At 49.1% G+C, this 21,029-nt stretch carries 20 protein-coding genes; 7 read left to right on the forward strand and 13 right to left on the reverse strand.

The window, feature by feature from the left end; genetic code table 11:
- Nucleotides 1–248 precede the first annotated feature (248 nt).
- Nucleotides 249–1,805 (forward strand): ABC-F family ATP-binding cassette domain-containing protein, encoded by a 1,557-nt coding sequence (locus tag CGC65_RS28165; protein WP_002566908.1) that lies wholly within the window; start codon nucleotides 249–251, stop codon nucleotides 1,803–1,805.
- Between the two features lie 85 nt (nucleotides 1,806–1,890).
- On the opposite strand, the gene CGC65_RS28170 is transcribed toward CGC65_RS28165, so the two are convergent.
- Nucleotides 1,891–2,616, reverse strand: a complete 726-nt coding sequence (locus CGC65_RS28170; protein ID WP_002566909.1) for a GntR family transcriptional regulator — start codon at nucleotides 2,614–2,616, stop codon at nucleotides 1,891–1,893.
- 66 nt (nucleotides 2,617–2,682) lie between these two features.
- Nucleotides 2,683–3,531: a sugar phosphate isomerase/epimerase family protein gene (locus tag CGC65_RS28175; RefSeq protein WP_002566910.1), complete on the reverse strand. Its 849-nt coding sequence runs from the start codon at nucleotides 3,529–3,531 to the stop codon at nucleotides 2,683–2,685.
- Nucleotides 3,532–3,750: 219 nt separating this feature from the next.
- Here CGC65_RS28175 and dctP point away from each other — a divergent pair, with 219 nt between their 5' ends.
- The 4 genes from dctP to CGC65_RS28195 are packed head-to-tail and all read left to right on the forward strand — an operon-like array spanning nucleotide 3,751 to nucleotide 7,556.
- A complete protein-coding gene (gene dctP / locus CGC65_RS28180; RefSeq protein ID WP_002566911.1) occupies nucleotides 3,751–4,854 on the forward strand; it encodes a TRAP transporter substrate-binding protein DctP in 1,104 nt (367 codons plus the stop codon).
- A 39-nt stretch (nucleotides 4,855–4,893) separates the two neighbouring features.
- Nucleotides 4,894–5,382, forward strand: a complete 489-nt coding sequence (locus CGC65_RS28185; protein WP_002566912.1) for a TRAP transporter small permease — start codon at nucleotides 4,894–4,896, stop codon at nucleotides 5,380–5,382.
- Between the two features lie 13 nt (nucleotides 5,383–5,395).
- Nucleotides 5,396–6,673 (forward strand): TRAP transporter large permease, encoded by a 1,278-nt coding sequence (locus CGC65_RS28190; RefSeq protein ID WP_002566913.1) that lies wholly within the window; start codon nucleotides 5,396–5,398, stop codon nucleotides 6,671–6,673.
- 31 nt (nucleotides 6,674–6,704) lie between these two features.
- Nucleotides 6,705–7,556, forward strand: a complete 852-nt coding sequence (locus CGC65_RS28195; RefSeq protein WP_002566914.1) for an aldo/keto reductase — start codon at nucleotides 6,705–6,707, stop codon at nucleotides 7,554–7,556.
- Nucleotides 7,557–7,656: 100 nt separating this feature from the next.
- Here CGC65_RS28195 and CGC65_RS28200 read toward each other — a convergent pair whose 3' ends face one another.
- The 5 genes from CGC65_RS28200 to CGC65_RS28220 all read right to left on the reverse strand — a co-directional run bounded on the left by CGC65_RS28200 (nucleotide 7,657) and on the right by CGC65_RS28220 (nucleotide 12,280).
- Nucleotides 7,657–8,928 carry a Glu/Leu/Phe/Val family dehydrogenase gene (locus CGC65_RS28200; protein WP_002566915.1) on the reverse strand — a complete coding sequence of 424 codons (1,272 nt, stop codon included), beginning with the start codon at nucleotides 8,926–8,928 and terminating at the stop codon, nucleotides 7,657–7,659.
- The gene (locus CGC65_RS28205; RefSeq protein WP_002566916.1) at nucleotides 8,925–9,695 is read right to left on the reverse strand and encodes a LamB/YcsF family protein; all 771 of its coding nucleotides are present in this window, start codon (nucleotides 9,693–9,695) and stop codon (nucleotides 8,925–8,927) included. Before CGC65_RS28205 ends, CGC65_RS28200 begins: the two co-directional genes overlap by 4 nt.
- 94 nt (nucleotides 9,696–9,789) lie before the next feature.
- The gene (locus CGC65_RS28210; RefSeq protein WP_002566917.1) at nucleotides 9,790–10,815 is read right to left on the reverse strand and encodes a 5-oxoprolinase subunit C family protein; all 1,026 of its coding nucleotides are present in this window, start codon (nucleotides 10,813–10,815) and stop codon (nucleotides 9,790–9,792) included.
- Nucleotides 10,816–10,818: 3 nt separating this feature from the next.
- Nucleotides 10,819–11,538: a 5-oxoprolinase subunit B family protein gene (locus CGC65_RS28215; RefSeq protein ID WP_002566918.1), complete on the reverse strand. Its 720-nt coding sequence runs from the start codon at nucleotides 11,536–11,538 to the stop codon at nucleotides 10,819–10,821.
- Between the two features lie 58 nt (nucleotides 11,539–11,596).
- The gene (locus tag CGC65_RS28220) at nucleotides 11,597–12,280 is read right to left on the reverse strand and encodes an RraA family protein (protein ID WP_002566919.1); all 684 of its coding nucleotides are present in this window, start codon (nucleotides 12,278–12,280) and stop codon (nucleotides 11,597–11,599) included.
- A 136-nt stretch (nucleotides 12,281–12,416) separates the two neighbouring features.
- Here CGC65_RS28220 and CGC65_RS28225 point away from each other — a divergent pair, with 136 nt between their 5' ends.
- Both CGC65_RS28225 and CGC65_RS28230 read left to right on the forward strand, forming a co-directional pair.
- Nucleotides 12,417–13,340, forward strand: coding sequence for a LysR family transcriptional regulator (locus CGC65_RS28225; protein ID WP_002566920.1), 924 nt, complete (start codon nucleotides 12,417–12,419; stop codon nucleotides 13,338–13,340).
- A gap of 106 nt (nucleotides 13,341–13,446) precedes the next feature.
- Nucleotides 13,447–14,625, forward strand: a complete 1,179-nt coding sequence (locus CGC65_RS28230; RefSeq protein WP_002566921.1) for a pyridoxal phosphate-dependent aminotransferase — start codon at nucleotides 13,447–13,449, stop codon at nucleotides 14,623–14,625.
- Between the two features lie 29 nt (nucleotides 14,626–14,654).
- On the opposite strand, the gene CGC65_RS28235 is transcribed toward CGC65_RS28230, so the two are convergent.
- From CGC65_RS28235 to CGC65_RS28260, 6 genes are all read right to left on the reverse strand, one after another.
- Nucleotides 14,655–15,461, reverse strand: a complete 807-nt coding sequence (locus CGC65_RS28235) for a DeoR/GlpR family DNA-binding transcription regulator (protein WP_002566922.1) — start codon at nucleotides 15,459–15,461, stop codon at nucleotides 14,655–14,657.
- Nucleotides 15,462–15,563: 102 nt separating this feature from the next.
- Nucleotides 15,564–16,391: a class II fructose-bisphosphate aldolase gene (locus CGC65_RS28240; RefSeq protein WP_002566923.1), complete on the reverse strand. Its 828-nt coding sequence runs from the start codon at nucleotides 16,389–16,391 to the stop codon at nucleotides 15,564–15,566.
- 13 nt (nucleotides 16,392–16,404) lie between these two features.
- On the reverse strand, nucleotides 16,405–17,772 hold the full coding sequence (locus CGC65_RS28245) for an ABC transporter substrate-binding protein (RefSeq protein WP_002566924.1): 1,368 nt from the start codon (nucleotides 17,770–17,772) through the stop codon (nucleotides 16,405–16,407).
- A gap of 30 nt (nucleotides 17,773–17,802) precedes the next feature.
- A complete protein-coding gene (locus tag CGC65_RS28250; protein WP_002566925.1) occupies nucleotides 17,803–18,675 on the reverse strand; it encodes a sugar phosphate isomerase/epimerase family protein in 873 nt (290 codons plus the stop codon).
- Nucleotides 18,676–18,687: 12 nt separating this feature from the next.
- Complete coding sequence (locus tag CGC65_RS28255; RefSeq protein WP_002566926.1) at nucleotides 18,688–19,329, reverse strand: class II aldolase/adducin family protein; 642 nt, start codon at nucleotides 19,327–19,329, stop codon at nucleotides 18,688–18,690.
- Between the two features lie 139 nt (nucleotides 19,330–19,468).
- Entirely contained in the window at nucleotides 19,469–20,956 is a 1,488-nt protein-coding gene (locus CGC65_RS28260) for a rhamnulokinase (protein WP_002566927.1), read from the reverse strand.
- Nucleotides 20,957–21,029 lie beyond the last annotated feature (73 nt).

The raw sequence follows: 21,029 nt of genomic DNA on the forward strand, positions 1-21,029 counted from the left end.
TAACTGCCAGAAGGTGTTGTTAATCGGTGCACCTGCTATATAGAGGAGGGAGGCGGGCAGACGGTTCATTTTATTTGTAATTATTTTTTACATTTGCTCTGTTTTTACTCCATATCCCAACAAACCCCCATAAAAGTAAGGTTTGTGCTTGTCAGAACAGATTATGTCATGTAGAATAATACTGCTGAAATAAAAGAATGGCAGCACCTGTAAATAAAGGAGTTTTCACAAAAGGAGTTTGTAATAATATGAGCATTTTAAACGTAGAGCATTTAAGCCACGGTTTCGGGGACCGGGCTATTTTCCAGGATGTCTCCTTCCGCCTGTTAAAGGGTGAGCACATCGGCCTGATTGGGGCTAACGGCGAAGGAAAGTCCACCTTTATGAACATCATTACCGGCAAGCTCATGCCTGACGAGGGCAAGGTGGAGTGGGCAAAAAACGTGAGGGTCGGTTATCTGGACCAGCATGCTGTGCTGGAAAAGGGCATGACCATCCGTGATGTGTTAAAGAACGCCTTCGCTTTCCTTTTTGAGATGGAAGAGCATATGAACCAGATTTGCGATAAGATGGGGGAGGCCGGCGAGGAAGAGATGGCCGCCATGATGGATGAGCTGGGAACCATACAGGACCTTCTCATGGCCCATGATTTCTATATCATTGATTCCAAGGTGGAGGAGGTAGGACGGGCCCTTGGCCTGGCCGACATAGGACTGGACAAGGATGTGACGGAGCTTTCCGGAGGCCAGCGCACCAAGGTACTCTTAGGCAAGCTTCTGTTAGAGAAGCCGGACATTCTGCTATTGGACGAGCCTACCAACTACCTGGATGTACAGCACATTGACTGGCTGAAACGCTACCTGCAGGAGTATGAAAATGCCTTCATCCTTATCTCCCATGACATTCCCTTCCTCAACAGTGTCATCAACCTGATTTACCATATGGAAAACCAGCGACTGGACCGCTATGTGGGCGATTATGACAAGTTCCAGGAAGTATACGCGGTAAAGAAGTCCCAGCTGGAGGCCGCCTATAAGCGCCAGCAGCAGGAAATTGCGGAGCTGGAGGATTTCGTGGCCAGGAACAAGGCCAGGGTGGCCACCAGGAACATGGCCATGTCCCGCCAGAAAAAGCTGGATAAGATGGATGTCATTGAACTTGCCAGGGAAAAGCCCAAGCCGGAATTCCATTTCCTGGAAGCCCGTACGCCCGGTAAATATATTTTTGAGACAAAGGATTTAATCATCGGTTATGACGAGCCTCTGTCCCGTCCTCTCAATCTGGTGATGGAGAGGGGCCAGAAAATCGTGCTGGTAGGCGCCAACGGCATCGGCAAGACAACTCTGCTTAAGAGCATTCTGGGCCTTACACCTGCCCTGAGCGGCAGTGTGGAGCTGGGCGACTACCTGTCCATCGGTTACTTTGAGCAGGAAATGGCACCCGGCAATACAACCACCTGCCTTCAGGAAATATGGACCGAATTTCCCGCCTATACACAGTACCAGGTCCGCTCCGCCCTGGCAAAATGCGGCCTGACCACGGAACACATCGAAAGCCAGGTCAGGGTGCTCAGCGGAGGCGAGCAGGCCAAGGTCCGGCTCTGTAAACTGATTAACCGGGAATCCAACGTGCTTCTGCTTGACGAGCCAACCAACCACCTGGATGTGGATGCAAAGGATGAACTGAAACGGGCCCTTAAGGAATATAGAGGCAGTATCCTTTTAATCTGCCATGAACCAGAGTTTTATGAGGGACTGGCAACCGATGTGTGGGACTGTAAGGAATGGGCGCTGAAGCTGTCCTAGCGTGTGTCTGAAATAAAAACAAAAAGAAAGCCATGAAACCATGAAGGCATTTTCCGCCCCGCCTTCATAGTTTCATGGCCTTTTCTTATTCATCCTCTTTTGAATCCGTTTCAGGACTTCTTGTAAAATAACGCAACAGACAAAGGGAATTAGCCGACAGTCCGTTGCCGAACAGATTAATATAATCATCCCGCGATGAACGCACATGATCAATGACGGCCTGGCGCCCGCGCTCATAATCCTGGTCCTTAATGGCGTCTATGATAGCCTGATGCTTCATACACGCTTTACTCTGCAGTGAATTTTCCAAAAAAGAGAGAAACCGCATTCTGGTCAGCTGAAGCAGTATCTCATCATGGGCTTTTATAAGCCGCTTATTGTTGGACAGTGCAACCAATTCATTATGAAACTGCTGATCATAAAAAAAATGTTCTTTGGCCTGTCCGGCATCCTTTGTTTCTTTCATCTTATCGGTGATTTCCTGAAGGTTTTCCAGCTGCTCAGGGGTAATCCCATTACGCCAGGAAAGCATGAAGGCGGTAGTCTCAATCCCTTCCCGAAAATCAAAGAGATCCTGTATATCTTCTTTTGTAATGGTAGAAACACGGTAGTTCTTCTTACCGATTTGTTCTTCCAGCAGTCCCTCATTTTTAAGGCGCATGAGTGCCTGTCTGATGGGGGTACGGCTCATATTCAGCTCCTTGCTGAGAAGATAGTCGGATACGATTTGCCCCGGAAACAGATCGAAATCAAAAATCTGCTGCCGTATGGTTTCATAGGCTTTATTTGTCAAGCTGTTGTCTTTTTCCATCATATCCTCCTGTGACAACTACGTATTAAAACCATTCTAATCCATTTTTCTTAAAAAGTAAAGTTATTAAACCGCGTGGGAAGGAACACGGGAGGGGGTGTGCAAACCGCTGCACATTTTATGCAGGTATGCCGCGCATATTTGTGTATCCTCCAGCAGACCATGCTGTATATTCCCCTCCACAGCCACGGTTCCCTTGTATCCGCACTCCATCAGTTTCCTGTATATGGCGGTAAAATCAAGGCTGCCCAGACCCGGATACGCCCGGTTATCATCCGAAATATGCAGATGGGGATAATAATTCATATACTCTGAAAGGGAATCTACCAGCGATGGTTCTTCAATATTCATATGGTATGTATCTGCCAGAAGCTGTATGAACGGACAGTCCAGAAAATTAATCACGTGTGCCCCTTCCTTCAGAGTCCTTATAATAGATGCCTCCTTGTGATTGGTTGCCTCAATAAGGACCTGCACTTTCTTTTCTTCTATATATGGCTTTAATTCCAGCATGGATTCCAGAAAAAGCCGTTCTGAAACTTCACGGTCACTGCCGGGGCCTCCTTTTAAGAAACCGATTATAATTCCGCAACCCATGGATGCAGCATAATCAATGTTCCTCTTACAACCGTTAACAGCCCTCATCCTTTCCTCAGGAATACCTGAACTGAGTGACAGACCATGTGTTTTCGCATACACTCCCGTTGCCAGCATGTTCATTTTCATCTGATATTCATTTAATAATGACTTTAGTTCCTCTGGTTTTATTAAATCCAAATCAGGTAAGTTTAACTCAACCCCATAAAAGCCTTCCCGGTGCAAAAGGCCAAATAGTCTTCTCAGTTGGGGAAGCTGCTCCTTTGATTCCAGGACACATTGAAAGCCGGTCCGAAAGGGAAATAATGAATGTTCCATACCTAGTCGATTCCTTTCCACACAAAATAATGATAATTCATTTTAGTTTATCTATAGTTTAAAACAGAATACAAAATTTGTATACAAAAAATGAATACAAAAAATGGATTCATTTTTTGTGCACAATTACCATTGATAAAAATATAGGCATTTATTACAATAACACCATAGAGACTACTCTAAAAACCAACAAAACATATAATTCGGGAGGCTTTCCAAATGAGAAAAATGATGAAACGTATTGCAGCAGCAACAATAGGAATGGCAATTGTAATGACATCAACCGCTTGCTCCTCCGGCACCGGAAGTACCACGGCAGCTCCGGAGAATAAAGAGACCACGGCCGTTCAATCTGCCGCTGAAGAAAAGAAGGAGGACCCAGCCGCTGCACCGGAAGAAACCTACACTCTGATGTTCGGACATGCCCAGACAGAAACCCATCCATATCAGGCATGTTTCCAGGAATGGGCTGATGCGGTGGCGGAGAAAACAAACGGCGGTCTTGTGATTGACCTTTATCCCAGCAATACCCTTGGATCCGAGGAGGATATTATTAATTCATTTAAGGATTCAGACACAAACTGGGGTTACAACACAGATTTTGCCAGGCTGGGTACCTATGTGCCTGAGCTGGCTATGTTTAACCTTCCTTATTTTGTTGAGACCATGGACGATATTAATGCAGTAAAGGAACTGGACATGGTAAAAGAATGGATTAATAAACTGGAAACAGAGAACGATATAAAGGTGGTATCCCTTAATCTGGTACAGGGTTACCGAAATGTAGTGGCAGGCAAGCCAGTCCTGAAACCCGACGACTTAAAAGGACTCACCTTACGCTGCCCCAACACGGAAATCTGGCGGGCTGCTGTCAGCTCACTGGGCTGCAGTGTACAGGGAATGGGCCGCGGCGACATCTATAACAACCTTGTGAATAAGGTAATCGACGGCTATGAGGATGTTTATCCATGTATTGTTTCTGAAAGTTATTATGAGATAAAGAATGTGAACACAATCTCCGAAACACATAATATTCTTCTGTTAAATCCTGTGGTAGTTGACGCCGGCTGGTTCAACAGCCTTCCAAAGGAATATCAGGATGCCCTGATTGAGACATGTGACCAGGCATGCAATTCCTGTTCCGACAAAATGCTGGGCGAATTCACCGAGGAGGCAAAGCAGAAGTGTATTGATGAGGGTATGACTGTAATTGACCATTCTGAAATCGACACAGACGCATTCCGCGAGGCTGCCAAGGCGTCTTACGAACAGCTTGGCCTGACCGATACCTACAATGAAATTATGAGTGCACTTGGTAAATAATCATCCTGAAATGCAGCTTAATGAAAGGTAGAACTGGGAATGAAAAAGTTTTTTGAGATTCTGAATAAAGCGGAGCTTGCAATTACCATGACCTGTGTTGTGGGGTTCACATCCGTGCTGATGCTGGGAGCTGCGGTACGCCTGCTGGGACATCCGCTGAACTGGTGTAATGATGTGGCACTGCTCATGTTGGCCTGGACCACCTTTCTGGGCGGTGACGTGGCCTTCCGGGCAGGCAGAATGGTGAATGTGGATATATTGATTGCCAAACTGCCGGTCAGGTTCCAAAAGGCCGTTGCCGTCATGGTATATGCTGTTTTATTGGTAATGATGTTCATGATGGTAAAACAAGGTGCCCTGCTTTGTGTGAATGTGGGCAAAAGAACGCTGGAGGGCATTCCCTTTCTCAGTTACGTGTGGGTTGCCGCCTCTATTCCGGTAGGTTTCTCCCTGATGTTTATAACGGCTGTCAAACGTCTGTATGACCTGATGATGTCATCAGATACAACCGTCATTTCAAAAATGTAAGGAGAACGACAATATGATATATGTTTTTATAGTATTCCTTATTTTCCTGGTAATGGGTGTACCGGTTGCATTTGCAATCGGTGCGTCCGGTATGGTATTCTTCCTGTTAAACACCCATTTTCCGCTGACACACATTGCGCAGCTGCCTTTAACCCAGGTCCAGAGCATTTCCATGCTTGCCATCCCCCTGTTCATCCTGGCCGGCAACCTTATGAATAACGGAGGGGTTACAAAACGCCTTGTCAGTCTTGCCACCCTTTTAACCGGACATATGAGGGGCGGGCTTGCTCAGACCAGCGTGGTCTTAAGCACTCTGATGGGCGGTGTGTCTGGTTCCGCTACGGCAGATGCAGCCATGGAAGCCCGGCTTCTGGGGCCGGATATGATTAAAAGCGGATATTCCAAGGGGTTCTCTGCAAATGTCCTTACATTCACCTCACTGATTACTGCCACGATTCCTCCGGGGGTGGGTCTTATCATATACGGCACTACAGGCAGTGTCTCCATCGGAAAGCTTTTTTCAGCAGGTATCTTTGTGGGCTTATATATGATGATTGTTCTTATGGTATCTGTGGCAGTCATTGCCCGGATGCGTGGTTATAAACCGGTAAGGCAGAACCGGGCCACATGGAAGGAAATCGGTATCAATCTAAAGGAAACGGTTTGGGCTGTCATGTTTCCGGTCATCCTTTTAGTTGGTATCAGGATGGGATTCTTTTCCCCATCTGAAGTTGGGGCCTTTGCCTGCTTCTATTCTGTATTTGTAGGCGCCTTTATCTATAAGGAGCTGACCATCAAATCCTTTATAACCGCTTTAAGAGACAGCATCGCGGATATCGGTTCTATTATGATGATTGTTTCTCTGACAGCATTGTTTGGCTACGGCATACCCATTGATAAGATACCTCAGAAAATGACCACATTTATTACCGGCATCACCACCAATCCCTCCCTGGTGCTAATCCTTATTATTATCCTTCTGGTATTTGTGGGGATGTTTATGGAAGGTTCCGTGGTGATACTGCTTCTGACACCAATCCTTCTTCCTATGTGCCAGTCTGTGGGAATTGACCCGGTGCACCTTGGACTTCTCATGTGTGTCATTGTAACCATGGGAGTAAACACACCGCCTGTGGGTATGAGTATGTATACGGTTAATACAATCCTGGATTGTTCCCTGCAGGAGTATACTAAATCCATGATTCCATTCCTGGCTGCAATTCTTTTAGCCATTGGGTTGCTTGCATTTTTGCCGGATGTTGTTTTATTTCTGCCTCGCCTGTTGTATTAAAATGGTTTAAAACAGAAAGGAATGTATTTGCATGAAAAATATAAGGGATTGTTTTGTTTTAAACAATGGGGTTAAGATTCCTTGTGTGGGCTACGGCACATGGAGAACCCCGGATGGCATTGATACGGTTCAGGCTGTCAGGGAAGCAATTGGCTGCGGATACCGGCATATTGATACAGCCCAGCTTTATGGAAATGAAGAAAGCGTCGGAAAGGGTATTAAGGAATCCGGTCTTAACAGAAGCGAGCTGTTTGTCACCACGAAGCTGAAGAATACGGACCAGGGCTACGACAGTACCCTCAGGGCATTCGAGGGAAGCATGAAGCGCCTGGGATTGGATTACCTTGATCTATATTTAATCCACTGGCCTGTACCGGCTGTCTTTAAGGATGACTGGAAACAGGTCAGCAGGGACACATGGCGGGCCTTTGAACGCCTGTATGGGGAAGGATTGGTCCGTTCCATCGGGCTGAGTAATTTCCTGCCCCACCATATAGACAATATTGAGGTTTCAGCCCATATAAAGCCAAGTGTGGACCAGCTGGAAATCCATCCTTTCTTCACGCAGAAAGAAACCGCTGCCTACTGCCGCAGAAAAGGTATACAGGTTCAGGCATGGATCCCTCTGGGCCATGGAACCATCCTGGATAATCCTGTTATAAAGGAAATCGGACTGAGGTATCATAAGACTGCCGCGCAGACAGCTCTGCGGTGGGAGCTCCAGCAGGATATCCTGCCGATTCCCAAGTCTCTGAATCCGGAAAGAATGGCCCAGAACGCAGATATATTCGATTTTAACCTGACACAGGAGGAATGCCTGCGGATAACAGGACTTGGAGAAACAGGAAGGACTGGTCCTGATCCTGACAACATTGATTTTTGATATGAAGGTTAATTTATGTTGCTGTCTTCTTTAGCACATCCATGGATTGTAAAAAGGGATACCACTCAAGTGTAGTATCCCTTCTTATTTCTGCGGCAGCCTACGCCATCGAGATAGGCCCGCCTCTCATCTTGCCCGCCGTACAGATGCGGTTGATTGCCACCATATAGGCTCCCATGCGCATGGTCACCTTGTTATCCCTGGACATGGCATCCACTTCATCATAGGCTTTGTTCATGATTTTCTTCAGTGTCCTGTTCACTTCATCCAAATCCCAGGCCATGCTTTGGATGTTCTGTACCCACTCAAAATAGGATACAACCACTCCCCCTGCATTGGCCAGGATATCCGGTACAACCACTATGCCCTTCTCCTCCAGTATCTTATCTGCTTCCACTGTAGTAGGGCCGTTGGCAGCTTCTATAATCACCTTTGCCTGGACCCCTGCTGCGTTTTCCCCGGTAATCTGGTTCTCCAGCGCAGCAGGAATCAGCACGTCACAGCAGCAGGTAATGACCTCATCATTGGATATGTGCTTTACATCATCTGATACGTAATCAATCAGCGCCTTTGTCTTGTCGGACAGGTATGTCCTGATTGCAGGAATATCCAGACCGTTTTCATTATACACGCCGCCGGAGTAATCGCTGACCGCCACAATCTTACACCCCTTATCATATAGAATCTGGGCTGCGGTACCTCCTACATTTCCCATACCCTGGATGGCATAGGCGGAGTTTTCATAGCTCATGCCCAGATGCTCCAGGCACTGGCGGGTAATGATGGTCACACCTCTTCCTGTTGCCTCTGTCCTCCCGATGGATCCGCCGATCTCAATGGGTTTTCCTGTGACCACACCAGGAACGCTGTGGCCTTTGAACATGCTGTATGTATCCATAATCCAGCCCATCACCTCGCCGTTGGTATTCACATCCGGAGCAGGTATGTCCTGGTCAGGCCCTATAATAGGCAGTATCCTGGTGGTATATCTCCTGGTAAGACGAATCAGCTCATCCCTGGACAGCTTGGAAGGGTCCACCTTGATTCCGCCCTTGGCCCCGCCGTAGGGGATATTGACTATAGCACATTTAAATGACATCCAGGCCGCCAAAGCCTTTACCTCGTCCAAATCCGAGTTCTGATGGAAACGGATTCCCCCTTTATAAGGTCCTCTTGCGCTGTTGTGCTGTACCCGGTAGCCTTCAAATACCTTCATCTCACCATTGTCCATCCTTACAGGAATGGATACAATCATCTCACGCTCCGGATAACGCAGGGTTATATAATCTGCCTCCTTTAATCCAAGCCTGGATGCCGCCTCATCCAGTACAGCCAGCATATTTTCGTATGGATTATACTTGTTCTTATTCATGACCTGCCTCCCATAAAATTGTTTATTTGTATACCTTCTGCTTCAAACGCGTCTCTGATTCTGCTGACAAAGGCCAATGCCTTTGCCCCGTCACCGTGGACGCAGAGCGTATCTCCTTTTATATCCAGTTCTTTTCCGCTGACGGATGTGACCTTTCCCTCTTTTATCATTTTGACACACCGCCTGATGGCCTCATCCTCATCTGTAATCATGGCTCCATCCATCCCTCTGGGAACCAGAGACAAATCATCCATGTAGGCCCGGTCCGCAAATATTTCCGACAGTGCTTCCAGCCCCATTTTTTCAGCCTCGTCCCCCAAAACTGCTCCTGCACAGTAAAAAATACGTATGGACGGGTCTATCTCATATACTGCTTCGCATATGGCCCTGGATACGTCCCTGTCATACTGGCACAGATTTCCCAGCGCACCGTGGGGAGCCACATGCTGGAGCTTCATGCCATAGCTGGCAGTGAAGGCCATAAGCGCGCCCACCTGATATTTTATATAGTTCTTAACTTCAGAAGGCTTCAGAACCATCTTGCGTCTGCCGAATCCCATAAGATCCGGATAACCCGGATGGGCACCCACAGCCACCTTTCTCTCCGCGGCTTTTTTGACCACCTTATCCATGACCATGGGATCCCCTCCATGCCAGCCGCAGGCAACATTAGCCGTTGTGACATACTTTATGATTTCGTCATCATTTCCAATGGAATATGCCCCAAAGCTCTCCCCCATATCACTGTTTAAATCAATCTGATACATGTTCCGCCTCCTCAATGACTCTGCCCTTACTGTATTTCCGGGCTGTTTTCCATGACGGTTTTCCCCTGACTGCGTTCCAACTGACCATGGGAGCCTAACTGTGTTCCTCCACCTTCACCTGAAAGGAAGTCCCTCCCACCTTTACCTGAAACAATCTGGGCGGACGATATGCCACAGGTGTCTCAAACTTTGCCTTAAGCATTTCCATTTCCCGGTAATAATCCGCATAAGCCTGCTGTGCCTGCATGATGTCTACCGGTATGAACCGTATCTCGTCGCCGGCTTTGCACTGCCCGATTGCAGGCAGATCCGCAGTTATAACCGTGGCAATCTTTGTATAGCCGCCAATAGACTGGCAGTCTGCCATCATCACAATGGGCTGTCCCGATGTGGGTACCTGGATGGCTCCCATAACAATACCGTCTGAAATGATATTACCATCTGCCACATGCTCCGGACAGGGACCTGTAAGCCTGTAACCCATGCGGTCCGAATCCCCGGTTACCTTATATGTCCCATGGAAGAAATCCTCCAGGCCTTTACCGGTGAAACAGTCATCCTGAGGCCCTGCAATCACCCGAATCTGGCGGCACCCCGGTTCACTGTGTTCTGCCAGCATCCATCTTGCGGGCAGGTTCTCTATGGTACTCATGTTCTGACGGAGTCCGATTGCATCTCCTTTTTTCAGGGGTCTGCCCTGGTAACCGCCGATACCATTCTTCACAAGGGTGGATCTGCTTCCCATCACCACAGGAATATCCAGTCCCCCGGCTGCCGCCAGGTAGGTCCGGCAGCCGCCGGAAACAGACTGCATCCTGAGTACATCTCCAGCTCCTACCGGAAACGCCCGGTACATACATACAGGAGCCTCATTCAGCAGGGGGGACATGTCCGCCCCGGTAAGCGCTATGACAGCCGGCCCGGTAAACCGTATTTCCGCCCCCATAATCGTCATTTCCAGTTCTGCCTCGCCTATATCGTTGCCAACCAGGAGATTGGCTATATGAAATGATCTCCTATCCATGGGGCCGGCCGGTGATACTCCAAACTGTTCATATCCAAATCTTCCCTCGTCCTGCACCGTTGTGTAGATACCCGGATTCACAATCACCATACCCATAAGCTATGCCTCCTTTTCATAGGTCCGGCAGACATAGATTCCGGCGTCAGCCTGGGACTTGATATCCTCATATTGGGCCCTGCTCACGGGAATATGGCGAATCCATTGCCCTGCTCTGAGCAGGAAAGGATTCTCCTTCCTGTAGTCGCACACCTTTATGGGGGTCATGCCTATGATATTCCAGCCGCAGGGCTGGTCAAAGGGTATAATATCGCTGAGCCCCTGCTGTACCACCACGCTTCCCCCTGCTATGCGTACCCTTGGACTCTCCCTCCGCCTGAAGGAAAAAGGGTGCTCAAACCTGGCTGTATAGGGATGACCCGGAGCAAATCCCAGCATATACACAAAGTAATCGCTCTGACTGTGAATCTTTATGATTTCATCCACTGTCTTTTTCTCAATCCTGGCTATCTCCCCGATATCCTCCCCTTCATAGAGAACCGGTATTTCTGTTATGACCGGCTTGGGCAGGGCAATTTCCCCCGCATCGCCGGTCCATTCCTCCACAAGGCGCTCCAGCTCATTGTATGGTATCTTTAAGGGGTCGTAGTGAATCAGCAGGGAACGGTATGACGGAACCAGTTCTCTTATGCCGGGGACATGTTCCCCCTCAATCCGGTACTTAAGCGCAATGACTTTTCTGTTCGTCTCAATAGATATTTCATTCTCAAATTCAACTGTAACCGCACAGTCACCGCATAACCGCAACACAGCACCACTCATAGCCTCACTGCTCCTATTTCTAAATCAATGCAGCTGTTCTAGCCTGCACAGCCTCAAATCAGTCCACGTACTCCACACCTATGCTTTCAAGTTTCGCGTCCACCCAGTCGCGGTTTAATCCGGTTCCGGCTGCAATGCCCGCAAACTGCTTTGTCTCATCCTGGCTCACTTTCTTTGCTCTTTCCGCCAGCTCGGCAGCTTCCTCAGGCTTTATGACCAGCAGGCCGTCCCCGTCGCCTACCAGAATATCCCCGGGACAGATGACCTGGTTTCCGCAGGATACCGGAAAATTGATTTCACCCGGCCCGTTCTTATAGGGTCCATTGGGGGTCACGCCTTTTGCATACACCGGGAAATCCGTTATCTGTCCGATTTCCACGCTGTCCCGGATACACCCGTCCACCACAAAACCTGCCAGCCCCTTGGACATAGCGTACCGCGTCATAATTTCACCGCACAGAGACCTGCTCTGGCTGCCAAATGTGGCTATCACCAGCACATCTCCCGGCTTTGCCATATCCAGTGCCTTATGAAACATCAGGTTATCCCCCGCCGGAGCCTTCACCGTAAACGCAGTTCCCAGAAGCCTGGCTTTATTCATGGGCTTCAGCTGGGAATCCACAGCTGCTGTCCGGTTCATGCAGTCGTCAATATTAGCCACCGGAATGTCCTTAAAGGCCTCAACCAATTTCCTGTCCGGCCTCTCGAATTCTTTTCTGATCCTGCACCCTACATTTGCCATATACATTCTCCTTCTCTCCATCATTTTGTAGATCTTAAACTTGTTTCTGACCATAGGATAGCACACATAATAATAATTGAAAAATGAATAATATTAGTATATAATATTAACTAAATTTATATTTAAGGAGCTGCTTATGGACCTTTCTGAAATCGAAACCTTCCTCACCATTGTGAATACAAAAAGCATCACAAAAACAGCGGATATCCTGTTTCTAAGCCAGCCCACCGTAAGCCACAGGCTAAAGGCCCTTGAAAAGGAGCTGGGCTTCCCGCTGATTGTCCGGAAAAAGGGGTTTAAAAACGTTGAGCTCACCTCCAAAGGCAGCGAGTTTGTATCCATCGCCGAGCGGTACATATCCCTGTGGAAGGAAACCCAGGTACTGGCCCAGGACAGAGACAGCACTCTTTTGTCCATCGGATGCACGGACAGTCTGAACATCGCCCTGTTTGCAGGCTTCTACCGGCAGATGGAGGCCTCCGGCTGTCCCATTGATCTGGACATCCATACCCACCAGTCCTCGGAGCTCTACAGCATACTGGACCGCCACGACATCGACATTGGTTTTGTATATTACCACCTGCACTATAAGAACATCCTTTCAGAGCGCATCTATCAGGAACGCCTGTATCTGGTGCAGTCAGACGAACCCGCCATATGCAAATCACTGATCCACACCGAGGAACTGGACCCATCCCTGGAATTATTTCTGAACTGGGATGCCAACTTCCAGATCTGGCACGACCAATGGCTGACCGGATACTCCAGGCCGCGGATTATCGTAGATACCATCACCCTCCTCAATCATGTGTGGACGGATAAGAAAAGCTGGATGATCGCCCCGGAATCCGTGATTAACGAACTGTATCATTACAGACGCCTCTATGTCAGCGAACTGAAAAATCCGCCTCCGGACAGGGTGTGTTACAAAATCAAGCACCGCTTCCCCAGCTCCGCCACCCAGACAGCCGTCGCATACTTTGAGCAGGCCCTGGGAAACTACCTATGCCAGGTCAAATCCTCTCTCCGCATCGGAGAGATATGGGGCGCTGATATATAAACTTTTTCTATATTATACATTTAAATAATTCATTAGAAATATATTTAATTTCCGTATATAATCCAATTATCAGCAAACGATTCACAGATGATTGGAGGGTTTATATATGCTTACAACTGCCGAACGTATGGAACACATGCCGTTTTCCGGAATAAGAGTGGTGATGGAAAAAGCAACTCAGATGGACGCCCGCGGGGAACATGTCATCCATCTGGAACTGGGACGTCCTGATTTTGACACGCCTCAGGTAATCAAGGAAGCCGCCTATAAGAGCCTGGAAAAGGGAAATGTATTTTACACCTCAAATTACGGCTCCATGGAACTGCGTACCGCTGTTGCCGAAAAGCTCAGGGTAGAAAACAACATTCATTATGATCCCTCAGAAATCCTGATTACCGTGGGCGTAGGCGAGGGAACCTTTAATGCCTTCGGGGCTTACCTGGAAGAAGGAGACGAGGTCCTGATTCCTGACCCTGTATGGTTAAATTACATCCATGTGCCTGAATACTTTGGCGCCAAGGCAGTACCCTATACTCTGAAGCAGGAAAATGACTATCAGATTGACATGGAAGAACTGGAGAGCAAAATCACAGACCGGACAAAAATGGTTGTCATTATCTCCCCCAATAATCCCACCGGAGGCGTACTGGAAAGGGAAACACTGGAGAAACTGGCCAACATCGCCATCCGTCACGATCTGTATGTCATATCCGATGAGATATACGAGAAGCTGATATTTGACGGTGAAAAACACATAAGCATTGCATCTCTTCCGGGAATGAAGGAACGTACCATAACCCTGAACGGCTTTTCCAAAGCATACTCCATGACAGGATGGCGCCTGGGTTATATGGCAGCTCCAAAGGATATCATCTCTGCATCTGTCCGGCTTCACCAGCACATCAATACCTGTGCGTCCTCCTTTGTGCAGGAAGCAGGCATCACTGCCCTTAAGCAGGCCGGGCCTGACGTACAGAAAATGCTGGCCGAGTATCAGAGACGGCGGGACTATGTGGTGGAAGCCATCAACCAGATTGACGGGTTAAGCTGCAATAAACCCAAAGGAGCATTTTATCTCTTTATCAACATCAAAGAGTTAGGTAAGAGCGCCATGGAAATGGCAGAGTACTTCCTGGAGGAGGCAAAAGTGGCCATGGTTCCCGGAACTGCCTTCGGAGCAGCCGGGGAGGGGTATCTGCGCCTGTCCTATGCAAGCAGCTATGAAAATCTGGCAGAAGCCTGCGCGCGCATTAAGGCTGCCGTGGAAAAACTACGCAGCAAATAAAAACAAACGGAACAGGGACAGCGGGGACATCAGCTGTTTCCTGTTTCCTTTATATATGCGTCCTCGGCCTCAGGATACAGAATGCGGATTTGGTACTCCTCCAACAGCTCCATCCACTCATCCGCCGGCCGTCGGTCCGTGACCAGTATGTCAATCTGCTGGAAACTGCAATACTTCACAAATGACGTCCTGTCAAACTTCGTATGGTCTGCCATCATAATGGTTTTCTGCCCTCTCGAAATCATAAGCTGCTTTATTTCCGTCTCCCCTTCCCTGGAGTCATACGCGCCCTCGTCCAGCTTCAATCCCTTGCAGCTGGTCAGGACAAAATCCACATGATAGTTCATGATAGTGGTTCTGGCTATGATTCCCTGCAGGGAGCAGGATACCCTGTTGTTGGCGCCTCCGGTAGACATAATGTTAAGGCCTGACTGATTCAGGGAGCTTAAGACCGGGATGGAATTGGTGAGCACCGTAATATCATCCCGGTCCGCCATCAGGGTAAGTGCCTCCATCACAGTGGAGCTGGCATCGGCAAAAAGCGTTGCCTGCATGGGGATGATGGATGCCACAATCTGCGCAATCTTTTTCTTCTCTTCCACGTTTGTCCTGCTTCTGTGTGTATACCCCAATCTGTCAAACATATTCTCCACCTTCAGCACCGCCCCTCCATGGGTCCGCGTAATAAGACCTTCCAGCTCCAGCCTCTCCAAATCACGGCGTATGGTTTCTTCCGTCACGTCAAATCTCTGGCTCAGCTCAGTCACCTTTACCTTTTTCTCAGTCTTGACAATCCCTCTCAGGTGGTCCAGCCTGTCTTTTAACACCATTGTCATACACACCTTTCATTATGAATATCCGGCTGCCAGTACAGCGCTGCATGAGTTCCTGCAGCGCTGTACCAGGATATCCCGAATGCCGGATACCATAAATACATATTAAAATCCTAAAAGTTCCATCTTTTTTCTGACCACCTGTTTTTCGTCCTCCAACGGCCGCTTCAGAAGGTCTATATAAATATAATCATTGGGCCGTTCTTCCAGTTCTGCTCTCAGCCCCTTGTCAAACGCCACCCTGAGCGCTGTTCCAATATTGACCTTGCACACATGGTAGCCGCGCATCTTAACCAGCTGGCTGTCCGGAAGTCCGGTAGAACCGTGAATCACAAGAGGCACCTTTACTTCATTCTGAATGCTCTCCAAAAGGTCATACTGTATATTGGCGGTCTGTGTGCGCATCATATGGGTGGTTCCCACTGACACGGCCAGACAGCCGCATCCCGAAGCGTCTGCGAAAGCAGCGGCTTCTTTGGGGTCTGTCAGCTGGTCCTTATGGCTGTCCCTTCCCAGATAGGCCACGGATCCGATTTCTGCTTCCACGGACGCGCCGTAACGCTCTGCCCGCTTTACCACTTCATTGGTAATACGCACATTATCCTCAAAAGGGAGCTGGGAGCCGTCAAACATAACTGAAGAAAAACCGGCATCCAGGGCTTTCCAGATAGGCTCTACCATATTGGCATGGTCCAGATGCAGGACCACCTCTGCCGTTGACCTGCGGGCCATTTCCCCGGCAATCATACCCCAATAATCATATCCCATGAATTCTGCCACCACAGGACTAATCTGCAGAATGACGGGGGCATTCATCTCCTCGGCCGCCTCTATCAGGACCTTTGTATCCGGAAAAAGGGCAAGATTAAAGGCGCCTACCGCTGCATCGGCATTTATATACTTGGGTAATACTTCGTCTAACGTCTTCAGCATAGTCTGTTACCCCTTATCTTTCATTCCAGGCAGGCATAGGAAGAACCGGTTCAATGGCAGCATAGTCTGAAGGATACACGGTCTGATACTTTCCGTCCCGCATCTGCAGTACAAATGCATTGGCAGAGGTGTTCTGGCCGTATTCATCCATGGTGATTGCATTCCACGGAATAGGCAGTGTGGATGTATCCACTTCCAGGTTCCTCAGAGCCTCATTCAGCGCCTCAGGCTCTGTGGTTCCGGCCTGGTTGATGCCCAGGGCAATGAGAAGTACGTTAATCATGTCCTTACAGTGGCCCTCGCTTAAATCCGCGCCGTCTGGCGTGTACTGCTTATACAGTTCAATCAGCTGTTTGCTTGTATCTGTATCAATGTCGGCCGACCATCCGCCTGTGGTATAAATAAATTCCGTATCCTTGCCCATTGCATCCAGGAAGTCTGTCTGCACAAATCCGCCGCGCTGTCCCAACAGCATCTTAGGAACATAATTCTGCTCCTTGAATGTCTTCAGATAAAGGATTGCATCAGAAGCATAGGAGGACATCATGATTACATCCGGATTGGCTGCCTTTATTTTCATTACCTCGGATGAAACGTTGGTTGCTGAGGAGGAATAGGTAATATTCTCAACCACCTCAATACCGTACTCCTCAGCCATCCTCTCTTCCTCAATCCTTATATTAGCTCCGAACTCTGTATCTTCAGAAACAAGAGCCACTGTCATAAGGCCTGCATCCTGCTCTTCATTCAGCTGTTTGATAAATTCAAAGGAATCGCGGATATAATATGTATCATTGGGGCCAAACCTGAAATACCATTCAAGCCCTGTCTCCGGGGTTGTCAGGGAAGGCGATGAACCTGCTGTCAGAAGCGGGATACCATAGGTTTCAGTTACAACAGCCACTGCCTTGGTGATAGCGCTGGTATACTGTCCTGTCAGTGCCACAATCCCCTCTTCTGTAATCAAACGCTTTGCCTCTGAGGTGGCTGTGGTGGGATCTCCCTTGGAATCGGCAAACACAAGCTCAATCTTAGCACCGTTAAGGGCGGGAATTCCGGCTGTCTTTGCCAGGGCCATTGCCATTTCAGGATGCTCCTCGTTGATTACATCTGCAATCATCTGCCCGGCCGCCTTGCACTGGGCACCGTAGGTTGCATTGTTGCCGGAAAGAGGTGTAAGGAATCCGACTTTAATCACAGCCGGTGCGTCGGCACCCTCTGCCTGTGCCGTGGTGCTTTCCCCGGTGGAACCCGCCGGTGCCGCAGACGATTCCTTCTCCTGAGAGGATGCTGCCTGGGTACTGCCCCCGGAACCTCCGCAACCTGCTAATCCCAATACCATGGTGACTGCTAATGCTGCTGCTAAAAACTTCTTGTACATTCGTATAACCTCCCGTTTTTTATAATTTTCTTATATGAAGACGCCGGCTTCCTGTAATACCCCATTCAGGCACAGCGCTGCTTCCCGTACTGCTTCCTCCAATTTCATGGTTTCATAACGTTCTGTGGTGGGAGCCATGGGTTCCACGATGACAGGTCCTTCATAACCCTTCTCATGAAACGCCCTTACAATAGCTGTGGAATCAATGATTCCCCACTGGTTTGGCATGGCCCTCTCCCGGTCCTCCTGCTGGTCCGGTCCCCTTCCCGGGTACGCATCATCCAGGTGCAGGTTTACCACCCGCTCCATATTGTTCAGATATAGATACAGGTCATCCTTCCTGGCACCTGATGTATACCAGTGAATACAGTCAAATACAAAACCGATTTCGCGGCTCACACTGTCCGCCAGGGCCATGGTGCCGCTGATAGTCCGTATGAATGGGTACCTGAACTTACTGCACACGGTCCTTGCTCCCATAAATTCCAGGCCATACTGGAATCCGTTTTCCTTCATAATGTGATAAATCCTCTGAAGGCGGTTGCGATGCCACTCAAAGTTTTCCTCGAAGTCACGTTCATCTGCTCCGGGCCAGAAATGATTATATGCCCTGCTGCACCCAGCGGCTCTGGCCCGTTCAAGCCACCTGGCCCACTGTTCCAGCGCCTTGTCAAATTCTTCATCCCCCGCCCGGAACATGTCGCAGGGTCCCATCATCAATCCCCACTTCATTCCCCGGCTCTCCAGCACCTTTCCTGCCTCTCTCGCCTTTTCCACACTTCCAAATGCATGGGCCGGGACTTCGATGCCTCCAAATCCGCACTTGCCGGCTGCCGCAAGCAAATCTTCATAGGGATGATGGTTCAGTCCCATAGTCCTGGGGTTTAAATTTGTATACATCATATTCCCACCTGCTTATAACTCTAATTCTCTTCCCAACAGACGGTATATTTCTGTCTCAGGGATATCCACCGGTTCCCCAATCTGCCTTGCAATGCACATAACCCTTGCAAATTTTTCGGCTGCCACCACCCGCTGGCATGCCAGGGCCAGATTGGAGGCAATGCTCAAAACACCGTGGTTGGCCATCAGCACCAGGTTTCTGTGAAGCAGATAGGGCCTTGCATTCTCAATAATTTCATCTGATCCAGGCATTCCGTAAGGAGCCACCGGAATATCCTTAAAATGAAACAGAAGCTCCGGATGGCACTTGAAGTCCAGCGGCACATGGGTTACTGCATGGGCGGTCAGATAGGGAGCGTGACAGTGTATGACACCGTGAAGCCCTTCCTTCACCGTATAAGCGCCCCGGTGCATCTTTGTCTCAGAAGACGGTCTTCCGCCCCATAACTTCTCCCCGGTGCTCTCGTCAAACACGCAGATATTGTCATGGGTAAGCTTTTTCTTACTGGTCCTTCCTGGCGTTATGTAAAGCAGATCCCCGTCCTTAATGGAAAGGTTTCCCTCAAATGTATTAACCAGCCCCATATCTTCCATGGAAGCTCCTATCTCCATGATTTCATCCATTATTTCTGTCTTAATTCTACTGTCCATCATTCTTTCCTCCTCGTTATGAGCACTTGGCGTCTGTCCTTTAGACGCTTAGTGCGATACATGCCACTGGCGCTTAGCGGGTGTCCTCCGGCCGCTTAGCGCAGCGGCCGTTATGAGCACTTGGCGTCTGTCCTTCAGACGCTTACGTGCGATACATGCCCAAACCTCTGTGTTCCAAATACTCCAGCCATTCATCCCAACGGCTCAAATGGCTGCTTTCATAAACAACAGGTTCCCAGGTGGCGGACGCAATCTGTTCCAGCTCCCATAAGGTTTTTGCCTCGCCTGCCGCATAAAGCTGCATCAGAAGATTCCCTCCGACAGAAGCTAACGGGCTTCCTGCCACCACCGGAATACCGGCTGCGTCCGCAAACATCTGCATCAGCAGCCTGTTTCTCACTCCCCCGTTAACCGCCACCAGCTCCCGGTAGGTTTCCCCTGTGATACGTGATAATCTCCTGATATTCCACTTCAGATACAGGGCATAGCTCTCAAACAGACATCTGCTGGTATCCCCAATGCCCTCCACGCACTTCTGTCCTGTCTCCAGGCAGTACTCCCTGATGGTTTCCGGAAGATTATCCCCCGACACCCGGAACCTGTCGTCGCTTATATCAATAAAAGTCCGGTTGTCTCTTACCTTTTCTGCTGCCGCGCAAACTGCCTCATAATCCAGCCGAGGCACCTGTTTCCTCCACTGCTCCATGCAGCGCTCCAATATCCAGAATCCCGGAAAATCCTTGCACAGGGAATAGGTTCCTCCAACTCCCCGCATATTTTTAAACCGGTCATGAAAGCTTTCCCGGTTTACCACAGGCGCTTTCACTCTGGCTCCAAAGATAAAGGATGTACCCAGGCTGACAAATACCTTTGTCTTATCAAGTCCGGGAGCAGCCATGAGTGCCGACTCTGTGTCATGTCCCGCAACGCTGATCACGGGAACGCCTTCTATGCCGGCCCCCGCCGCAAAGGACCGCGTTATGCTACCATTGGGCCTTCCCGGTTCCGACAGGGGGCCAAACAGCTTCTCTGGTATGCCAAGCTTTCTGAACACCTCATAATTCCACTGTCTCCCATCCTGTTCCAGCAGATACAGAACAGATGCTATGGTTCTCTCTACGGAAGCCTGGCCTGTAATCAGATATTCCAGCAGGCTGGACAAAGGAAGAAAACGCTCTCCTCTCATGATGTTCGGCGAACAGTCCAGTACGTCCCGGTAGAGATGAAACAAGGCCCTGGTCTTTACCGGGTAATTCCCCATCTGCTCATACAACTGCCAATCCGTAAAGCAACGGTGAACCTGGTCCATGATTCCGTCAATTCTCCGGTCCCGGTAGTGATACGGCTCCTGAATCAGTTTTCCCTCAGCGTCCAGTATGCCGTATCCGTTTCCATAGGTATCAATTCCCAGGGAGACAAAACGCCCGTTCTCTCCAAGCCACCCCAGCCCGTCCCTTATGGTCTTAAGCATGTGCCCTATGTCGGCAAACTCATGGCCGTCCTTCACCTTTGGGAGGTTTGGCTCTGAATATGTATCCACTATCCGCAGCTTCCTGCCGTCATACACGGCAGCTGCCATTTTGATTCCTGTGGCCCCGATATCGGCTGCCGCATACAAGGACTCTTTCATATGCCTTCCTCCTGCGGTATAACCTGCCCGGATATAGCTTCCCGCGCTCCAGCCCTCCGGGTAACAGCTCTCT

The sequence above is a fragment of the Enterocloster bolteae genome (assembly GCF_002234575.2).
Lineage (GTDB): Bacteria > Bacillota > Clostridia > Lachnospirales > Lachnospiraceae > Enterocloster > Enterocloster bolteae.